This window comes from Amantichitinum ursilacus (assembly GCF_001294205.1).
Classification (GTDB): domain Bacteria; phylum Pseudomonadota; class Gammaproteobacteria; order Burkholderiales; family Chitinibacteraceae; genus Amantichitinum; species Amantichitinum ursilacus.
On sequence record NZ_LAQT01000002.1, the window covers coordinates 71,503 to 87,533 of the forward strand.

Consider the following 16,031-nt stretch of genomic DNA (forward strand, 5'->3'; position numbering starts at 1 on the left):
GATCGTCAATGCCGCCCCATGGTGCCGCTCTTGGGCAACTGCGTTTCTTGCGCAGGCGCGGGGGGCGGCGTGGGTTGGGCGGGGGGAGGATTGCCCCCTTGTTGTTGCGGCTGCGGTTGCGGCACTTGCGGTTGCGGCGCCGGCTGGATCGGTTGCTGCACAATCGCCGGATTTTGCTGAATACCCGGGTTGCCCGCGCCACTGCCCGAGCTATCGATATTGACGGTGGATTTGCTGCGCAAGCGTAGCGGCTCAGTGGAAATCGAACCCTCAGTGCCGCTATCAAATTGCGTGATATACGAACTCGGCAGCGGCAGATTGCGCACCACGTGCGGCGTAATCAACAGCACCAGCTCGGTTTTGCCTTTTGACGTCGATTTGCTACCAAAAATGCGATCCAGCACCGGCACTTCGCCCAGCCCCGGAATGGCGCTGCCGCTGACCTGATCATTGCGGCTGAGCAAACCACCCAACACCTGGGTTTCGCTATCGCGCGATGCCATCACCGTTTCGGCATGGCGCGTACCTACCTGGTACACGCGCAAGCCGGTTTGCGTGGTGATGGTGTCGACGATATTGGACACTTCCAGCGTCACTTTCATGCTGATATCGCCATCAATCGAAATGGTCGGCTCCACATTCAGCGTCAAACCGACGTCCTGGTAATTGACGTTTTCGCTGGTGACGCCATTGGACGTGGTATTGGTAATCACCGGCAAGCGATCACCAATCAATATCTTGGCTTTTTCTTTGTTTTTGACGCGGATATTCGGGCTGGCCAATACATTGGTATCGCCCTTGTCATGCGTCAGATTGGCGGTAATGGTGGGCGAGCCAAAATTGACCAGCACATTGCTGCGGTTAAACGCCGCCAGGTCGGCCAGACTCAAGGCGCCGCTATATGCGGTATTGGTGGTGGTCGTCGTGGTATCGGTGCCATTGGTGCCGACGGTAGCACTGATGGATTTGGGATATTGAATACCCAGATTCAACAAATCGGACGTGGTCACTTCGAGGATTTGCGCGCTGATATCCACTTCGGATTGCGGCAGATCAATCGCGGCAATCAAACGCTCGGCCACATCGATGGCTTCGGGCGTATCGCGCATCACGATCATGTTAAGCCGGTCATCGATATATACGTCGCGGGTTTTGACCATCTGCTTGAGCATGGCCAGCACTTGTTTGGGGTCGGCATTGCCGACATAGAACGTGCGCATCACCAGATCTTTGTAATCGCGATCTTTATCCGGGCGCTTGGGGTAAATCAGGATCGTGTTTTCGTTAAGGATTTTTTTGTCGAGCTGATTGGTGGCCAGCAACAGATTGATGACGTCTTCCACCGTGGTATCGCGGGCAAAAATGGTGGTTTTAAGTTGCGGCGACACATCGCGATCAAAAATGAAATTGACCTTGCCGATGCGCGAAATAATGTCGAACACGCTGGTTAACGATTGATCGCGGAATTGCAGGCTGATCGGCGTGCGCAATGCCGCGGCCAATTGTGGCTTTAAGTTGGTGCGATTAAGCCGTGTCTGGATTTCGTCTTTAAGCCGGCGTGCCTGCAGATTGCGCGGATTGTCTTGCAGAATCTGGTCGACCGTCACCATCGCGTCTTCGGGATGTTCGGTCTTGATCGTGCCCGCGTACTTGAGCATCGAGGCGTGGCGCAAATCCATTTCGATATTGCTGACCACTTCTTTGGCGCGCAGATTGCCGCTGTCCCATTGCAATACATGCTGGAACGACGCGAGCGCAGTGGCGGTGTCGCCGGTGGCGCGCGCGGCATCGCCCTGTTTGATCAGGTTCTGCACATAAAACTGACGCTGGCGCTCAAAGGTGGCGCGCAGTTTGATGTCGTCCGGATTGGCGCGCAACTGGTCTTGCAACAGCTTGAGGCCGCCTTCGGGGTCGCCTTGCAGAATCATTTGCCGGCCCATTTCGGGCGGCGATTGCATACATGCGCTCAGCAGGGCCAGGGGCAGCACAATCGCCAGCAACAAACGTCGCGGCGGGCTCGAAAACAGGGGTAATGACGCACGCTTCACGGCGTTCCTCCGACGGGCAGTGTCTGCACCTGATTCAGCGGTAAATAGGTAAACGTAATGGCATCACGCGTTACCTGATCGACGCGGTAAATCCCGAGCAGCACTTCTCCTTGTTGTATGCGGCCCAATGCATCGCAGCGAGCGCAGATCACATATTGCTGACCACCCACTTCCACCACGATGCGGTCGTTGGCGCCCTCGTGCCAGCTGGCGATCACCTGAAACGGCAACGGCGGCGCCACCGGCTTGGGTGTGGGCGTGGGTTTGGGCGTTGGGGTAGGGGGCGGTGGCGGCGGTTGCCAGCTCTGGCGCGGAAACAGATCCACCGCGCTGGCGGCGCTGGCGCCACTGGCGTGCGCCGCCGTGGCCGAGGCATTCATCACCGCGGCCACATGCGCCAGTGCGGCTTCGCTGGCGATGGACGCAATGGCGTGGCTGCGCGCGCGCACCGGCATCGCGCCCTCGGCGTTTTCATCTTCGTTACGGCCTTGCCACCACGCGTATCCGGTCAGGATGACGGTAATGGCCAGCACAATCTGCAGCGGGCGCGACAACATCAGCGCACCTCCGTCAGATAGCTCAGCGTGAGTTGCGCGGTCAGGTTGTCGTCGCCGATCTGGCTGCGACTGAACATCAGCGACTCAACGCGCACGCCGGGCAGCGCCTGTAGATCGGCAACCAGGCCGCGCAGGTCGGGGTAACGACCTTGCGCCGGAAACTGAATACCAAAGCGCATCAAGTGGCCGTCACCTTCGCTGACCGATTTGTATTCGCTTTGGGTGATGGCGACATGGTGCGCGTTGGCCATCTCGGTCAGCTGGCGCAGCATGTCGGTAAATTGATCGGGCGTATCCAGCGGCGCGGGCGCGGCGGCTGCGGCGGCGCTGGCCTGGGCTGCCAGGCGCAACTGATGGCGCGCGCTATCGATGGCGATTTCGCGCCGGTCCAAGTCCTGACTGACCGGCACCACTTGCTGCCGATAAATCAACCAGCCCGCCAGCATCAGCGCCAGGCCCACCCAGCCCAGCAAGCCGGCCTGGCGCGGCCATTGCCGCATCCACCATAACAAGCGTGCGCTGTTCATCGGCGCACCTCGCGCCAGGTAAATTCCAGCTGCGATTGCGTGGGCTTGAACGGATCAACCACCTTCAGGCCCTGATGCGCAAACGTTACTTTGCTCACGCGCGGATCGCTGGTCAGGTTGTCGACCAGGCTGAGCGTGTCTTCCAGCGTGCGCGATTCCAGCTCCAGCTTGATGTCATGGTCGGCGGTGACCACTTCGAGTTTGGTCAGGCCGATATCGTTGCTCCAGTATTCCTCCAGCAAAGCCAGCGCCGGGATCGGGCTGACCAACTGGCCTTTGCGGATGGCGGCGACTTTGTCATTCATCGGCGTTTCTTTGCGGGCGGCTTGTTGCGCCTGGTCTTGTTTCTTTTTCAGCCAGGCCACGTCGTCTTCGCGATCCGACACTTGCTGTTGGCGTTGCCGCACGATGTCTTGCTGTGCCAGCGCCCACAGGATGACCACCACGCCCAGGGCAACCAGCACCAGGCCGATCCATGGGGTGGTGCTGGGCTTGCGCTGGAAATCAAGTTGCACTGGCTTCATGCCGCCACCTCGACTGCGGCACGCAGATCTATCGGTTGGCTAAAGCGCGGATGCACGCCGCCCAGCCACTGGATCGGGCCTTGGCCGGACAAGCTGGATAGCGGGATATCGGACGAGCTGACGTAAATTTGCGCCGGCATGGTTTCGCCACCCAGCACCGCGGCGTCGCGCACCAGCGCGGTAATCTGATCGGCGTCGGGCGCGTGGTGGGGCGGCGTGGCGTACGGCTGGGTAATCACGCTGTGCCAGCCTTTGTTAAAGAACAAACAGGTGGCGTATTCGGCTTCCAGCAACACCAGTACAAATTCCCGCGCCTTCAGCCTGGCGTGATGTCGGTTGATTGCGGTAATCAGCAGCGGCTCGCACTGGCTTAGCCGCAATTTGCTGGCGCGCGCCATTTCGTACACGGTCTGGAACAAACCCTGGTCCACCGCCGCCGCCAGCCGCGCCTGGCCAAAACCGCCGGGGGCGACGCGAATGCGCCAGGTGTCGGTGGCCACGCCATATTGCTGCGCCAGCAATACGCGCGCGTAGCCTTCCCAATCGGCCTCGCGCTTGAGCGATGTTTGCCATGGCATAACGGCATAACGCACCCACGGTGCGCCCATCAACAAATGCAGTTGATCCAGCCCCAGGCTGCCGCGCGGCGCGTGCGCCAGCAATTGCTGCAAGCGCAACACGGCGTCATCGCCCACCGGTTGCACGGCGGCATGGGCGCGGTGCAATTGCGGCGTGCCTTTTTTCTGCCCGACGTTGATCCGTGGCCCGCTGGCGAGCAACACGTGGCGGCGGGTCAGCCAGGCGGTGTGCTCAATCCACAAACGTGACACGATTTACTTCCTGCAAAGTGGTTTCGCCGCGCGCCACAACGGCCATCGCGGCCTGGCGCATGCTTAAAAAGCCCAGACTGGCCGCCAGTTGTTTGACTTCGACCGCAGGCGCGCGGCCGGCAATCGCTTGTTTCAGTTCGTCGTTAAGGCGCAAGACTTCGGCGATGGCTTTACGGCCCAGATAACCGGTGCCACGACAATGGTTACAGCCGGTGCCTTTGCGAAAGCGCCAGTGCGCGGTTTGTGCGCGCGTGACGCCCGAGGCCTCTAACAGTTCGTCGTCGGGTGCATCGTCGGTGATGCAATGCGGGCAGATCTTGCGCACCAGCCGTTGCGCCACCACGCCAATCAGCGCATCGACAAAGCTGTTGGGCTCCACGCCCATATGCATAAAGCGGTCGAGTACGGAAAACACGTTGTTAGCGTGCACGCTGGTTAACACCAGGTGGCCCGTTAGCGCCGCTTGCACGGCGATATTGGCGGTTTCGCCGTCACGGATTTCGCCGACCAGAATCTTGTCGGGGTCATGCCGCAAAATGGACCGCAACCCACGTGCAAAGCTCAGGCCTTTTTTATCATTGACCGGAATCTGCAGAATGCCTTGCAACTGGTATTCCACCGGGTCTTCGATGGTGATGATCTTTTCTTCGCCGGTGTTGATTTCCGACAGCGTGGCGTACAGCGTGGTGGATTTGCCCGAACCGGTGGGGCCCGTCACCAGCAGCAGGCCATACGGCTCGGTGGCCAGGCCGCGGATATTGGCCATGGTGCTGTCGTCAAAGCCGAGAATATCCAGGCGCAGTTGCTTGAAGGCATCGCCGCCGTTTTGCTTGTCCAGAATCCGCAGCACCGCGTCTTCGCCATAAATCGACGGCATGATCGAGACGCGGAAATCCACATCGCGGCCATTGGCCAGCACTTTAAAGCGACCATCCTGCGGAATACGGCGCTCGGAGATATCCAGATCGGCCAATACCTTGATGCGCGAGATCACCTGTTCGGCGGTCTCGACGCCGTTGGCGCCGCCGATATGCAATAGCACGCCATCGATCCGGTATTTGATCGACAAGCCGGTGGCGGTGCTTTCCAGGTGGATATCGGAGGCCTTGGATTTAAGACCGTCGTACAGCGTGGAGTTGACCAGCCGCACCACCGGCGAGGCATCGCGCGCGATGGCGGCCAGCGAGATTTCGGTAACGCCTTCGTTGCCGGTTTCGGCATCGGGGCCCGCCTGCATCTGGTCCATGGCGCGATGCGAGGTCTCGAAACTATCCAGCCATGTGCGCACATCGGAGAAATGCGCAAACGCCGTCACATAGCTGACGTTAAGCCGCTGCTGCGCCCAGTTGCGCGTGATGCGATCAAACGGATCGCCCAATACCAGGCGCAGATGGCCTTCGGTGTCTTCGACCAGCACACATTGGCGGCCGACGGCTTCGGCATAGGGCAGCAGATCGTAGCGCGGAAACTGCGCGGTCAGCTCGTCGCGGTCCAGCGCAGGCAGGCCCAGAAAACGGCTGATTTCGGCGCGATAAGTGAGGTCATCCAGCCCCAGCGTTTGCTGGATTTGCAGCGGCAAGGCAGCGTCGGTCTGGGTCTGGCGCAGATGGTTGATCAGTTCGAGCGTTAGCGCGGTCATTGCATGCTCCCGGCTAGCTGGAAGATCGGCATATATAAAAGGAAGACGATGGAGCCGATCATCACGCCGATGATCAGCATCAGAATCGGTTCAAACAAACGGGTAAACATATCGATGGCGCGGTCGAGTTCTTCATCACAAAACTGCGCGGCGCGTTCGGCCATGGTGGCCAGCTCGCCGCTTTGCTCGCCCACGCGCAACAGGCGCTCGGCCACGGGCGTGGTCAGGCCATAACGCGGCAAGGTGGCGGAGACGGTCTGGCCCGCCTTGATATCGACCAGCGCACGCGTTAACGCCAGGCGCATCGGGGTGGGCAATAACTGCGCGGCCAGTTCCATCGCGGCTACCACCGACAAGCCGCCCGACAACAACAAGCCGACCGTGCGATAAAAGCGGGTGAGGGAAAACAGGCGACGATAGCCATCCAGGCTGGGCAAGCGCCAGAACGCTTCCAATAAAGCGGCCTGCACTGCGGGCGTACGCAACAACACAATCGCCAGCGCGATGGTGCCGACGATGCCGGCAAACAACACCGGGCCATGGTCATGCACCAGATTGCCCCACCACAGCAGCACGGCGGCGGCAAAGGGCAGGTCTTTCATGCTGGCGTAAATCTGGCTGAATTTGGGAATCACATAAAACAGCAAAAACAGCATGATGCCGCTGCCGATGCTGATGATGACGGCCGGGTAAACCAGTGCCGAAATAATCTTCTTTTTGACCGAAGCCAGCCGCGATTCGTAATGGTGGTAGCGCTTGAGCGCATTGGCCAGGTGGCCGGTCTTTTCGGCCGAGCCCACGGTGGCGATATACAGTGGCGGAAAATGCTCGGGCATCTGGCTGAGCACGCGCGACATCGGCAGACCTTGATACAACCCGTCAATCAGCCGCGACAACACCACGCGGTTGCCATCGGCGGCGGCTTTTTCTTTGAGGGTTTCCACCGCCTCGACCAGCGTCAGGCCAGCTTCGAGCAGCGCGATCAGCTCTTGCGTAAACAGCGAGAGCGCAAATTCACTTTTGCGAAAGCTGACCCGATGCTGGGCGTGCGCCGACACCAGCTCAAGCCCCTGCGACGACAGGCGCTGCTTGAGCTCGGCTTCGTTGGCGGCCTCCAGGTCCAGCTCTTGCAGCAAGCCGGCCTGGAGCGCTTTGACTTTGTAGCGCATGGCTAGGGGTCAGTGACGCGGGCTGCGTTACTGAAAATACGAGATATCGGCGTCTTCACCCGTGCCGCCTGGCTTGCCGTCAGCGCCATAGGTGATGAGATCGAAATCGTGGCCGTTTTCGCCAGGGCGGCGATAAACATAGGGGTGATCCCACGGATCGTTGGGCACGTCCTTGGTCAGATACGGGCCTTGCCATTTGGCTTCGTCGCCCGGTTTGACGCTAAGTACGGCCAGACCTTGTTCGGTGGTGGGGTAGTGGCCGACGTCCAGCCGGTAATGATCAAGCGCATCGGCCAGCGACTTCATCTGGCTGGCTGCGGTTTTCATCTTGGCCTTGCCCACTTCGCCGAACAGCTTGGGGCCGACGTAACCGGCCAACAGCGCAATAATCAACAGCACTACCAACAGTTCGAGCAGCGTAAAGCCGCGCTCGCGCAGATTGCTTCGTTGCATGGATCGAATCTCGGTTTCTTATGTATTTGTGGTAACAGCAGCCGCAGCCAGAAACGGCGCGGCGACTGCACAGTGACTGTGTTCGTTACGCGCGGGGTTGTTTGTATCGACTGTCGGTGCAGTTACTTGTTTGCGGTTACGCCTTTGTCATGCGCAACTCCATCCTCTGCGCATCCTATACGGCGCATTTTGACGCTGCAAGCGCATTCACGGTGGGGTGAGCAAGGCGCGCAAATGCAGCTTTACCGTAATCAGATCAACTGCATGCGGGGGATGCTTGCCAGATTGCCGTAACTTACGCCAGGCGGCTTAAAGCGACCTTCAAGCGGCGTAAATCAGCAGATTGGTGGGGTGTGACGGCGGTACGGATTGGTATCGTTGTAAGAATTTAACTGTCAATGATGTTGCACACCTGACGCAAAAAAACCACGAAACCGTTTGCGGCGGACGGCGGTTTTGCACGATACCGGTGCATGCGATGGCGGCAGGCTGACGCGTCAGCCATGCAACTCATAATCCAGCACATAACTGTGCCCACCATCTTGCAACACAATCTGGCAGCGCCCGCTAATGCCAAACAGATCGCCCGTGCCCGAATCCGGCACGATGGTGATCGATAACTGCGGCTGGCCGCGCGCCATGGTGCCGCTGTGTTGCAACACAAAACTGCCGCGCTTGCCGTGCAGACTGCCTTCGACGTGCTCGATGGCCACGTAGCCCGCCGAGCCTTCGACCTCCGTGGTGGCGGTCAGCATCTGGCCGCGCCCGGTGGCTTGCAGATCGCCGCTGTAGTACTTGAGCAGTTGCAGGCGGCCCAGCTGCTGCGGCAGCAACGAGGGGGGTGAGGCGTCGGCGTCTGGCGTGGTGGGCGTCATCGAAACCGAAAACGCGCCGGTGGCTTGGGTCATCATGAGCGGCTCCGCACGGATTAACCTGGCTGGTGCTGGGAGCATAGAAAGCGGTAGATGCAGCCGCCAGCAACATCGTGTATCTGGCGGGTATCGGCGGAAGGGCGGGGCGACGGCGCAAGCGTATCTGGCAAGTGCGGGCCATGGGCGGCAGTGTGGCCGGGCGATGGACGAAAAAAAAGACCCGCATTGCGGGCCTTTTTTCAGGGGACGATCAGTAATGCAATCGCTTAGCCGAAGCGCTTGCTTACGGAATCCCAATTCACCAGCTTCCAGAACGCGCCCAGGTAGTTGGGACGGCTGTTGCGGTAGTCGATGTAGTACGCGTGTTCCCACACGTCGGCGGTCAGTAGCGCAACGTCAGCGGTGGTGAGGGGGGTCGCGGCGTTGGACGTGTTGACGATGTCCACCGAGCCATCCGGCTTTTTAACCAGCCACGTCCAGCCCGAACCAAAATTGCCGGCGGCGGAAGCGTTGAAGGCTTCTTTGAACTTGTCGAAAGAACCCCACTTGGCGTTGATCGCGTCGGCCACAGCGCCGGTGGGCGCGCGGTCTGCGTCGGACGGGTTAGGCGCCAGGCTTTCCCAGAAGAAGGTGTGGTTCCACACCTGGGCGGAGTTGTTGAACAGGCCGCCGGCCGGGGCTTTCTTGACCGTTTCTTCGATGCTGAGGTTTTCGAACTCAGTACCTTCGATCAGCTTGTTCAGGTTGGTAACGTAAGTTTGGTGATGCTTGCCATAGTGATATTCGAGTGTCTCTTCGGACATGTGCGGAGCAAGCGCATTTTTTTCGTAAGGCAGGGGGGGAAGGGTATGTGCCATAGATGTATCTCCTCGGTTGGCGGGACTCGGTTTGGCTACTGCGAGGCCACTCGCGGTCGTTTCAAGATCCCGGAAACGGCTTATGCGGAAGTGCGAGTTTATAACAAATGGGGCAGCGGCCAGCGCATTTCAAGCTGGTTTTGCATAAGTCTTATGTCAGCGTAACGCGGCTTTAGTGCCATAGTAGGGCTGTGGTATCGTGCGTGCCTGGACTGGCGCTGCAAGGTGGCCAGGCCCGTTTATCGAATATGCATTCTGAAAACTAGCAAGCGCGGTTGCCACCAGCGCTTCCCGGATGGGTTTTATGACCTTTTTGTCGTTGATCATCGCCTTGGCTCTGGAGCAACTTCGCCCCATCAGTAGTCGCAACCCCGCCTATCTGGCTTTCGTGCGGCTAGCCAATAATCTGGAACGTAACCTCAACGCCGGCGAATACCGCAACGGCGTCTACGGTTGGCTGCTGGCCATGTTGCCGCCGCTGATCGTGGCGATTTCGGTTTATTTTTTGCTGGCGCGCCACAGCCCGCTGATGGCGCTGCTGTGGAATGTGGCCATCCTGTATCTGACCATGGGCTTCCGCCAGTTTAGCCATGCGTTCTCGGGCATTTCGCGCGCGCTGCAAGTAGACGACGTCGATTCCGCCCGCTTGCTGCTGGCCGACTGGACGGGCCAGCACACGTCGCAAATGGGCCCTGACGAGATTTCGCGCCTGGCCATCGAGCAGGGCCTGGTCGATTCGTTCCGTTACGTGTTTGGCACGGTGTTCTGGTTTGTAGCGCTGGGCTGGATTGCCGGGCCGGCGGGCGCGGTGTTGTACCGCACTTCCAGCCTGCTGGCGCAAAAGTGGGGCGCATTCGACAACCAGAATGCGTTTGGCCGCTTTGCCACCATGATGCACGACCTGCTCGATTATATTCCGGTGCGGTTGACCGCCGTCAGCTTTGCCATCATGGGCGACTTTCAGGACGCGGTGGATTGCTGGAATGCGCAAGCGCGCACATGGGCCGATTACACCAGCGGCATCTTGCTAAGCGCAGGCGCTGGCGCCATCGGCATCCGCCTGGGCGATGTGCTGCACCAGGACCACACCGTCAAATTCCGCCCGGAACTGGGCCTGGGTGAGGCCGCCAACCCCGATTATCTTGCAAGCGCGGTCGGCTTGATCTGGCGTTCGGTGTTGTTGTGGCTGGCGCTGATCCTGCTGTTCAGCGCCGCCATCTGGATACGCTAAGCCGGTGATCTGACTGTGCAAAACGGCTGGATAATGACTGGTGCTGACGGAGTAGGAAAAACGCCGACGTAAGATTTGCGTTGGCAGCCTTTGTCAGAATCGACGCGCTGGCGCAAAATTGCGGCTCAGTCACTTGGGAGTCCTTCGCCGTGCCGCAAATCCAGATTGCCGATCGCACCCTTACCGTTGCGAATATCTTTTGTGTAGGCCGTAATTATCAGGCCCATGCGGCTGAAATGGGCTCCAGCATCGGCGCGGAGCCCATGGTGTTTCTGAAACCCAATTCCGCCATCGTCCGTCCCGGCACGCCGCTGCAGTTGCCCGCGTGGTCCCACGAAATCCATCACGAAACCGAATTGGTCGTCGCCATCGGCAAAAGCGGTCGCCATATTGCGCGTGAAGACGCGATGCAATACGTGGCGGGCTATGCGCTGGGCCTGGATCTGACTGCACGCGATGTGCAGGCCGAAGCCAAGAAAAAGGGCCAACCGTGGACGCTGGCCAAGGGCTTTGCCGGCGCTGCCGTGTTGGGCCAGTTTGTGCCCGCCAGCGCCATTCCCAATCCGGCCGACGTCAGCTTTACGCTGCACATCAACGATGCACTGACCCAGCAAGCGCATACGCGCGACATGGCGTTTGATATTCCGGCGCTGATTGCCTGGATTTCCGACCGCTTTGGCCTGACCGAGGGCGATCTGATCTATACCGGCACGCCTGAAGGCGTGGGCCCGATTGTTTCGGGCGACCAACTAATGCTGCAACTGGGCAATGTGTTGCACGACCACTATCAGGTGGCCTGATGCTGATCCGACGGGCAGGCCCTGACGATCTGGCTGCGCTGCAAAGCTGTTTCTTTGCATCGGTGTCGGTATTGGCCGCGCCGCATTACACGCCCGAGCAACGGCGGGCCTGGGTGGAGCGCGCCTTGAGCGATGCGGCGAGCTGGCGCGAAAAGCTGGTCAGCAACACCGTCTGGCATGCACTTGAGGGCGATGTGGTGGCAGGCTTTTGCAGTCTGACCCACGCGGGTCTGGTCGACTGGCTGTTTGTGCATCCGGCGTTTGCGCGCAAAGGCGTGGCGCGGGCGTTGCTGGAGCAGGCCGAAACCATGGCGCGCTATGAAGGCCTGACGCGGATGGATACCTTCGCCAGCCTGGCGGCGCAGCCGGTGTTTGCCGCCTGCGGCTTTACGCTGGACTATCGGCAGGATGTGGACGTCAACGGCATCAAGCTCGAGAACGCCCACATGGTGCGCGAACTCGGCTGATGTCGCGCCGGAGGGCGATCGACGCTCAGCAGGCTTCCAGCGTCGATAGATCCCAGCGCGGGCGTGCCCCGTAGCTGTACTGCGGCGTGGCGTATTGCAGTCGCATCGCGCCAGCAAACGCAATCATCGCGCCATTGTCGGTACACAATTCCAGCGGTGGATAAAACACTTCAAATTTGCGACGGCGCGCGGCTTCGTTCAGCGCGTTGCGCAATTGTTTGTTGGCGCCGACGCCGCCCGCAATCACCAGGCGCTGCATGCCGGTCTGCTGCAAGGCTGCCACGCATTTCTTCAGCAAGACCTCCACCACTGCCTCCTGAAACGCCGCACAGATGTCGGCGCGCGTTTGATCGTCGATGGGCGCTTGCTGGTTGACCAGGTTCAGTACGGCGGTCTTGAGGCCCGAGAAGCTGAAGTCCAGATCGCCCGAGTGCAGCATCGGCCGCGGCAGTTTAAAGCGCGTGGCGTCGCCGGTATCGGCCAGCTTTGATAAGGCCGGGCCCCCGGGGTAGCCCAGATCCAGCAGCTTGGCGGATTTATCAAATGCCTCGCCCGCAGCGTCGTCCACCGTTTCGCCGAGGATTTCGTACTGGCCGATGCCCCGCACCGCCATTAATTGCGTGTGGCCGCCCGACACCAGCAAAGCCACAAACGGAAAATCCGGACGCGGCGTGGACAGTAGCGGCGATAACAAATGGCCTTCAAGGTGATGCACGGCGACGATGGGTTTTTCCAGCGCAAACGCCAGCGCATTGGCCACGCTGGCGCCGACCAGCAGCGCTCCGGCAAGGCCTGGCCCCGCGGTATAGGCAATCGCGTCGATGTCTTTGCGCGTGCGCTGGGCTTCGGCGAGGCACGCTTCGGTTAAGGGCAGCACGCGGCGGATATGGTCACGCGACGCCAGCTCGGGCACCACGCCACCGTATTCGGTATGCATGGCAATTTGCGAATGAATGCGATGGGCCAGCAGGCCCTGTTCACTGTCGTATAATGCGACGCCGGTTTCGTCGCAGGATGATTCGATGCCTAGCACTAGCATGGCGCGCCTCGTCGGTCTGGGTGGGCAAGGGCGCATCGTACCCGTTCATGCAACACCCGAAAAGCACAGGGTTTTGACACGAGGGCTCAGGTCGTGGATAATCCGTGGCTTTCTTCCGGGCACTAAGCCCTAACAACAGGATTTACGCTCGATGCCTTCTGTTCGCGTTAAAGAGAACGAGCCCTTTGAAGTCGCAATGCGCCGCTTCAAGCGCTCTGTAGAAAAAACCGGTCTGCTGACCGAACTGCGTAGCCGTGAGTTTTATGAAAAGCCCACTGCAGAACGCAAGCGTAAGCTCGCTGCCGCCGTCAAGCGCCACTACAAGCGCCTGCGCAGCCAGCAACTGCCCCCGAAGCTGTACTAAGCCGGGTAGGCTGCAAGCCAGATTATGAAAGGCCGCACACGTGCGGCCTTTCCGTCTTTGTGTTACGTCGCCGACGTAACGCTTCAATCGCCAAGAGAAACGGATCATGAGCCTTAAAGTACGCATCACGGACGACATGAAAACAGCGATGAAAGCCAAAGAGACGGATCGTCTGGGCACCATCCGCTTGTTGCTGGCGGCGATGAAGCAGCGTGAGGTGGATGAGCGCATCGAACTGGATGACGCCGCCATCGCCGCCATCATCGAAAAGATGCTCAAACAGCGCAAAGACAGCATCAGCCAGTTTGAAGCCGCCCAGCGCCAGGATCTGGCCGACAAAGAAAAAGCCGAAGTCGCTGTGCTGTCGGCGTACTTGCCTGAACGCATGTCCGATGCCGAAGTGGCCGCGATTGTTGATGCCAGCATCGCCACGCACGGCCAGACGCCCGCGGCCATGGGCAAGATCATGGCCGATCTGAAAACGCAGCTTGCGGGCAAGGCCGATATGGCCGAAGTCAGCAAGCTGGTTAAAGCGCGCATGCAATAAAGGAATGACGCATGATGCCGACCGCATGTACGGGCCTGGCATTGTGCGTTGTCGACCATGGCGCGCATCCCCGAGGCTTTCATTCAGGACTTACTGAACCGCGTTGACATTGTCGACGTGGTTGAGCGCTATCTGCCGCTCAAGAAAGCCGGGATGAACTACTCGGCCTGCTGTCCGTTTCACAAAGAGAAAAGCCCGTCGTTTACGGTGAGCCACTCCAAACAGTTTTATCACTGCTTTGGCTGCGGCGCGCACGGCTCGGCGGTTAACTTTGTGATGGAGTACGAAGCGCTGTCGTTTCCCGAAGCGATTCGCAAACTGGCCGAAAGCGTGGGTTTGCAGGTGCCCGAAGAAGCCGGCGGCGCAGCTGCGGCGCCCAAAGGCGAGCCGGGCGTCTATGACGTATTAAAGGCAGCCAGTGAATATTACCGGCAGCAACTGAAAACCGCGCCAGCGGCCATCAATTATCTGAAAGGCCGTGGCCTGGAAGGGCGCACCGCGGCACGCTTTGGCTTGGGTTATGCGCCGGGCAGCAGCGGTCATGGACTTAAAAAAGTATTCGAAGATTACGACTGGAATAAATTGCTGACCGAAGCCGGGTTGGTGGGCGAGGACGAAGAATCGCATCGCCGCTATGACCGCTTTCGTGACCGTGTGATTTTTCCCATTCTTAATCAGCGCGGTTCGGTGATTGGCTTTGGCGGCCGCATTATCGGCGATGGCAAACCCAAATATCTGAACAGCCCGGAAACGCCGGTATTCCAGAAAGGCAACGAGCTATACGGCTTGAGCCAGGCGCGCACCGCCATTCGCGACAACGGTCGCGTGCTGGTCGTGGAAGGCTATATGGACGTGGTGATGCTGGCGCAGCATGGCGTGGAATATGCCGTCGCCACGCTGGGCACCGCTTGCACCCCGGTGCACGTGCAAAAGCTGTTAAAGCTGGCCGACGAAGTGGTGTTCTGTTTTGACGGCGACAAGGCCGGTCGCAAAGCGGCCTGGCGCGCGCTGGAAAACAGCCTTGAATATCTGGTGGATGGCAAACGCCTGGCATTTCTGTTTTTGCCAGAAGAGCATGATCCGGATAGTTATGTGCAGCAGTTTGGCCGCGAACGGTTTGAACAAGTGCTGACGCAAGACGCCGTACCACTGGCGCAGTTTCTTCTTAGAGAACTGGCCGCGCAGGTCGAACTGGAAAGCGAAGAAGGGCGGGCCCGCCTGGTGCATCTGGCCAAGCCATTGATGAGCAAGGTCACAGCACCCGCCTATGGTTTGATGATCCGTAAACGTCTGGCTGAACTATGTCGGCTGGAGTTGTCTGAACTTGACCCGATTTTGTCAGGTCGCAACGAACCGGCCAGCGCGGCGGCGCCGCAAGCTTACGATGATCCGGGTTATCCGCCTGAATATGACGATGGCTTTGTGCCGCAGCGGCGCTTTAAACCGCGCGACGGTAACAACTGGCGCAATGACGGCGGCGGTGGTCGGGGCAACTGGAAAAGGAAAGGCAACTGGCGTGATCGAGAAGAAGAACGTCCGCGTTTAACGCCGCGCGTGCAGCCCGATATGGTGCAGGGGTTGTTGCAATTGCTGTTGTTTGAACCAGTGCTGGCCACCCGGTGCGAGCCGGTCTGGCTGACCTGGCCCGCGCATGGCGACGAGCTGCTGCAGGATGTGCTGCAATCGGCGCGCACGCATGGCGCGCGCATGAATTCAGCGCAGTTGCTGGAGTTGTGGCGCGATGAGCCGGTGTATACGCGGCTGGCGGCAATGGCCAGCGCGGGCATGGCGCGCTTTGAGCGTTGGTCGGATGAAGAGCGCGAGCTGGAGTTTGCCAACGCGCTCCAGGCGGCCGGGCAAAGTCTGATTCGCGCGGCTACACTGAACCGCAAGGCGGAACTCGAGTACCGCCAGGCACACGGAGGATTGTCTGATGTCGAACGGCAAGAATATATGGCTTTGCTGACGCAGTCCCGCAGCGTCACTTCATAGGCGAATTAACTGCCGATACAAATAAACGACGGCGGACAGCTTGAAATGTGGATACGTGACAATCACTTCCCACTATGAAACTTGATCTGGTTTCTGGCATCCAGAAGCCGGGTTA

Annotated in this window: 17 protein-coding genes; 6 read left to right on the forward strand and 11 right to left on the reverse strand. The window is 59.6% G+C overall.

Going from position 1 to position 16,031, the window contains the following annotated elements:
* Nucleotides 1-5 precede the first annotated feature (5 nt).
* The 10 genes from WG78_RS02645 to WG78_RS02690 all read right to left on the reverse strand — a co-directional run bounded on the left by WG78_RS02645 (nt 6) and on the right by WG78_RS02690 (nt 9,476).
* Nucleotides 6-2,048 (reverse strand): secretin GspD/PilQ domain-containing protein, encoded by a 2,043-nt coding sequence (locus WG78_RS02645; RefSeq protein ID WP_152969036.1) that lies wholly within the window; start codon nt 2,046-2,048, stop codon nt 6-8.
* Nucleotides 2,045-2,605: a hypothetical protein gene (locus WG78_RS02650; RefSeq protein ID WP_053936245.1), complete on the reverse strand. Its 561-nt coding sequence runs from the start codon at nt 2,603-2,605 to the stop codon at nt 2,045-2,047. Before WG78_RS02650 ends, WG78_RS02645 begins: the two co-directional genes overlap by 4 nt.
* Nucleotides 2,605-3,132, reverse strand: coding sequence for a hypothetical protein (locus WG78_RS02655; protein WP_053936246.1), 528 nt, complete (start codon nt 3,130-3,132; stop codon nt 2,605-2,607). Before WG78_RS02655 ends, WG78_RS02650 begins: the two co-directional genes overlap by 1 nt.
* Nucleotides 3,129-3,656, reverse strand: a complete 528-nt coding sequence (locus WG78_RS02660; protein ID WP_053936247.1) for a hypothetical protein — start codon at nt 3,654-3,656, stop codon at nt 3,129-3,131. Before WG78_RS02660 ends, WG78_RS02655 begins: the two co-directional genes overlap by 4 nt.
* Nucleotides 3,653-4,486 (reverse strand): hypothetical protein, encoded by an 834-nt coding sequence (locus WG78_RS02665; RefSeq protein ID WP_152969037.1) that lies wholly within the window; start codon nt 4,484-4,486, stop codon nt 3,653-3,655. Before WG78_RS02665 ends, WG78_RS02660 begins: the two co-directional genes overlap by 4 nt.
* Nucleotides 4,467-6,125, reverse strand: coding sequence for a GspE/PulE family protein (locus WG78_RS02670; RefSeq protein ID WP_053936249.1), 1,659 nt, complete (start codon nt 6,123-6,125; stop codon nt 4,467-4,469). The genes WG78_RS02665 and WG78_RS02670 overlap by 20 nt, the downstream gene beginning before the upstream one ends.
* A complete protein-coding gene (locus WG78_RS02675; protein ID WP_053936250.1) occupies nt 6,122-7,294 on the reverse strand; it encodes a type II secretion system F family protein in 1,173 nt (390 codons plus the stop codon). Before WG78_RS02675 ends, WG78_RS02670 begins: the two co-directional genes overlap by 4 nt.
* A gap of 27 nt (nt 7,295-7,321) precedes the next feature.
* Nucleotides 7,322-7,747 (reverse strand): type II secretion system major pseudopilin GspG, encoded by a 426-nt coding sequence (gene gspG, locus WG78_RS02680; protein WP_053936251.1) that lies wholly within the window; start codon nt 7,745-7,747, stop codon nt 7,322-7,324.
* A 497-nt stretch (nt 7,748-8,244) separates the two neighbouring features.
* Nucleotides 8,245-8,658, reverse strand: a complete 414-nt coding sequence (locus WG78_RS02685; protein ID WP_053936252.1) for a DUF3224 domain-containing protein — start codon at nt 8,656-8,658, stop codon at nt 8,245-8,247.
* 227 nt (nt 8,659-8,885) lie between these two features.
* Nucleotides 8,886-9,476: a superoxide dismutase gene (locus tag WG78_RS02690; RefSeq protein WP_053936253.1), complete on the reverse strand. Its 591-nt coding sequence runs from the start codon at nt 9,474-9,476 to the stop codon at nt 8,886-8,888.
* A gap of 304 nt (nt 9,477-9,780) precedes the next feature.
* On the opposite strand from WG78_RS02690, the gene WG78_RS02695 reads away from it, so the two are divergent.
* The 3 genes from WG78_RS02695 (at nt 9,781) to WG78_RS02705 (ending at nt 11,974) form a co-directional block, all read left to right on the forward strand.
* On the forward strand, nt 9,781-10,707 hold the full coding sequence (locus WG78_RS02695; RefSeq protein WP_053936635.1) for a CobD/CbiB family protein: 927 nt from the start codon (nt 9,781-9,783) through the stop codon (nt 10,705-10,707).
* Nucleotides 10,708-10,856: 149 nt separating this feature from the next.
* Nucleotides 10,857-11,507, forward strand: a complete 651-nt coding sequence (locus WG78_RS02700; protein WP_053936254.1) for a fumarylacetoacetate hydrolase family protein — start codon at nt 10,857-10,859, stop codon at nt 11,505-11,507.
* Nucleotides 11,507-11,974 (forward strand): GNAT family N-acetyltransferase, encoded by a 468-nt coding sequence (locus WG78_RS02705; protein ID WP_053936255.1) that lies wholly within the window; start codon nt 11,507-11,509, stop codon nt 11,972-11,974. Before WG78_RS02700 ends, WG78_RS02705 begins: the two co-directional genes overlap by 1 nt.
* 25 nt (nt 11,975-11,999) lie before the next feature.
* Here the strand turns inward: WG78_RS02705 and tsaD are convergent, their stop codons facing one another.
* Nucleotides 12,000-13,013 carry a tRNA (adenosine(37)-N6)-threonylcarbamoyltransferase complex transferase subunit TsaD gene (gene tsaD, locus WG78_RS02710; RefSeq protein WP_053936256.1) on the reverse strand — a complete coding sequence of 338 codons (1,014 nt, stop codon included), beginning with the start codon at nt 13,011-13,013 and terminating at the stop codon, nt 12,000-12,002.
* 151 nt (nt 13,014-13,164) lie between these two features.
* On the opposite strand from tsaD, the gene rpsU reads away from it, so the two are divergent.
* The 3 genes from rpsU to dnaG all read left to right on the forward strand — a co-directional run bounded on the left by rpsU (nt 13,165) and on the right by dnaG (nt 15,916).
* Nucleotides 13,165-13,377, forward strand: a complete 213-nt coding sequence (gene rpsU, locus WG78_RS02715; protein WP_053936257.1) for a 30S ribosomal protein S21 — start codon at nt 13,165-13,167, stop codon at nt 13,375-13,377.
* Nucleotides 13,378-13,483: 106 nt separating this feature from the next.
* Entirely contained in the window at nt 13,484-13,924 is a 441-nt protein-coding gene (locus WG78_RS02720) for a GatB/YqeY domain-containing protein (protein WP_053936258.1), read from the forward strand.
* 57 nt (nt 13,925-13,981) lie between these two features.
* Nucleotides 13,982-15,916, forward strand: coding sequence for a DNA primase (gene dnaG, locus WG78_RS02725; RefSeq protein ID WP_053936259.1), 1,935 nt, complete (start codon nt 13,982-13,984; stop codon nt 15,914-15,916).
* The last annotated feature ends 115 nt before the right edge of the window (nt 15,917-16,031 follow it).

Bases quoted from the DNA above. Each gene is read 5' to 3' on its own strand.
- WG78_RS02685 (WP_053936252.1), bottom strand. From the start codon at position 8,658: ATGATGACCCAAGCCACCGGCGCGTTTTCGGTTTCGATGACGCCCACC.
- WG78_RS02705 (WP_053936255.1), top strand. From the start codon at position 11,507: ATGCTGATCCGACGGGCAGGCCCTGACGATCTGGCTGCGCTGCAAAGC.
- WG78_RS02690 (WP_053936253.1), bottom strand. From the start codon at position 9,476: ATGGCACATACCCTTCCCCCCCTGCCTTACGAAAAAAATGCGCTTGCT.
- WG78_RS02720 (WP_053936258.1), top strand. From the start codon at position 13,484: ATGAGCCTTAAAGTACGCATCACGGACGACATGAAAACAGCGATGAAA.
- WG78_RS02650 (WP_053936245.1), bottom strand. From the start codon at position 2,605: ATGTTGTCGCGCCCGCTGCAGATTGTGCTGGCCATTACCGTCATCCTG.
- dnaG (WP_053936259.1), top strand. From the start codon at position 13,982: ATGGCGCGCATCCCCGAGGCTTTCATTCAGGACTTACTGAACCGCGTT.
- WG78_RS02670 (WP_053936249.1), bottom strand. From the start codon at position 6,125: ATGACCGCGCTAACGCTCGAACTGATCAACCATCTGCGCCAGACCCAG.
- rpsU (WP_053936257.1), top strand. From the start codon at position 13,165: ATGCCTTCTGTTCGCGTTAAAGAGAACGAGCCCTTTGAAGTCGCAATG.
- WG78_RS02675 (WP_053936250.1), bottom strand. From the start codon at position 7,294: ATGCGCTACAAAGTCAAAGCGCTCCAGGCCGGCTTGCTGCAAGAGCTG.
- tsaD (WP_053936256.1), bottom strand. From the start codon at position 13,013: ATGCTAGTGCTAGGCATCGAATCATCCTGCGACGAAACCGGCGTCGCA.
- WG78_RS02655 (WP_053936246.1), bottom strand. From the start codon at position 3,132: ATGAACAGCGCACGCTTGTTATGGTGGATGCGGCAATGGCCGCGCCAG.
- WG78_RS02660 (WP_053936247.1), bottom strand. From the start codon at position 3,656: ATGAAGCCAGTGCAACTTGATTTCCAGCGCAAGCCCAGCACCACCCCA.
- gspG (WP_053936251.1), bottom strand. From the start codon at position 7,747: ATGCAACGAAGCAATCTGCGCGAGCGCGGCTTTACGCTGCTCGAACTG.
- WG78_RS02695 (WP_053936635.1), top strand. From the start codon at position 9,781: ATGACCTTTTTGTCGTTGATCATCGCCTTGGCTCTGGAGCAACTTCGC.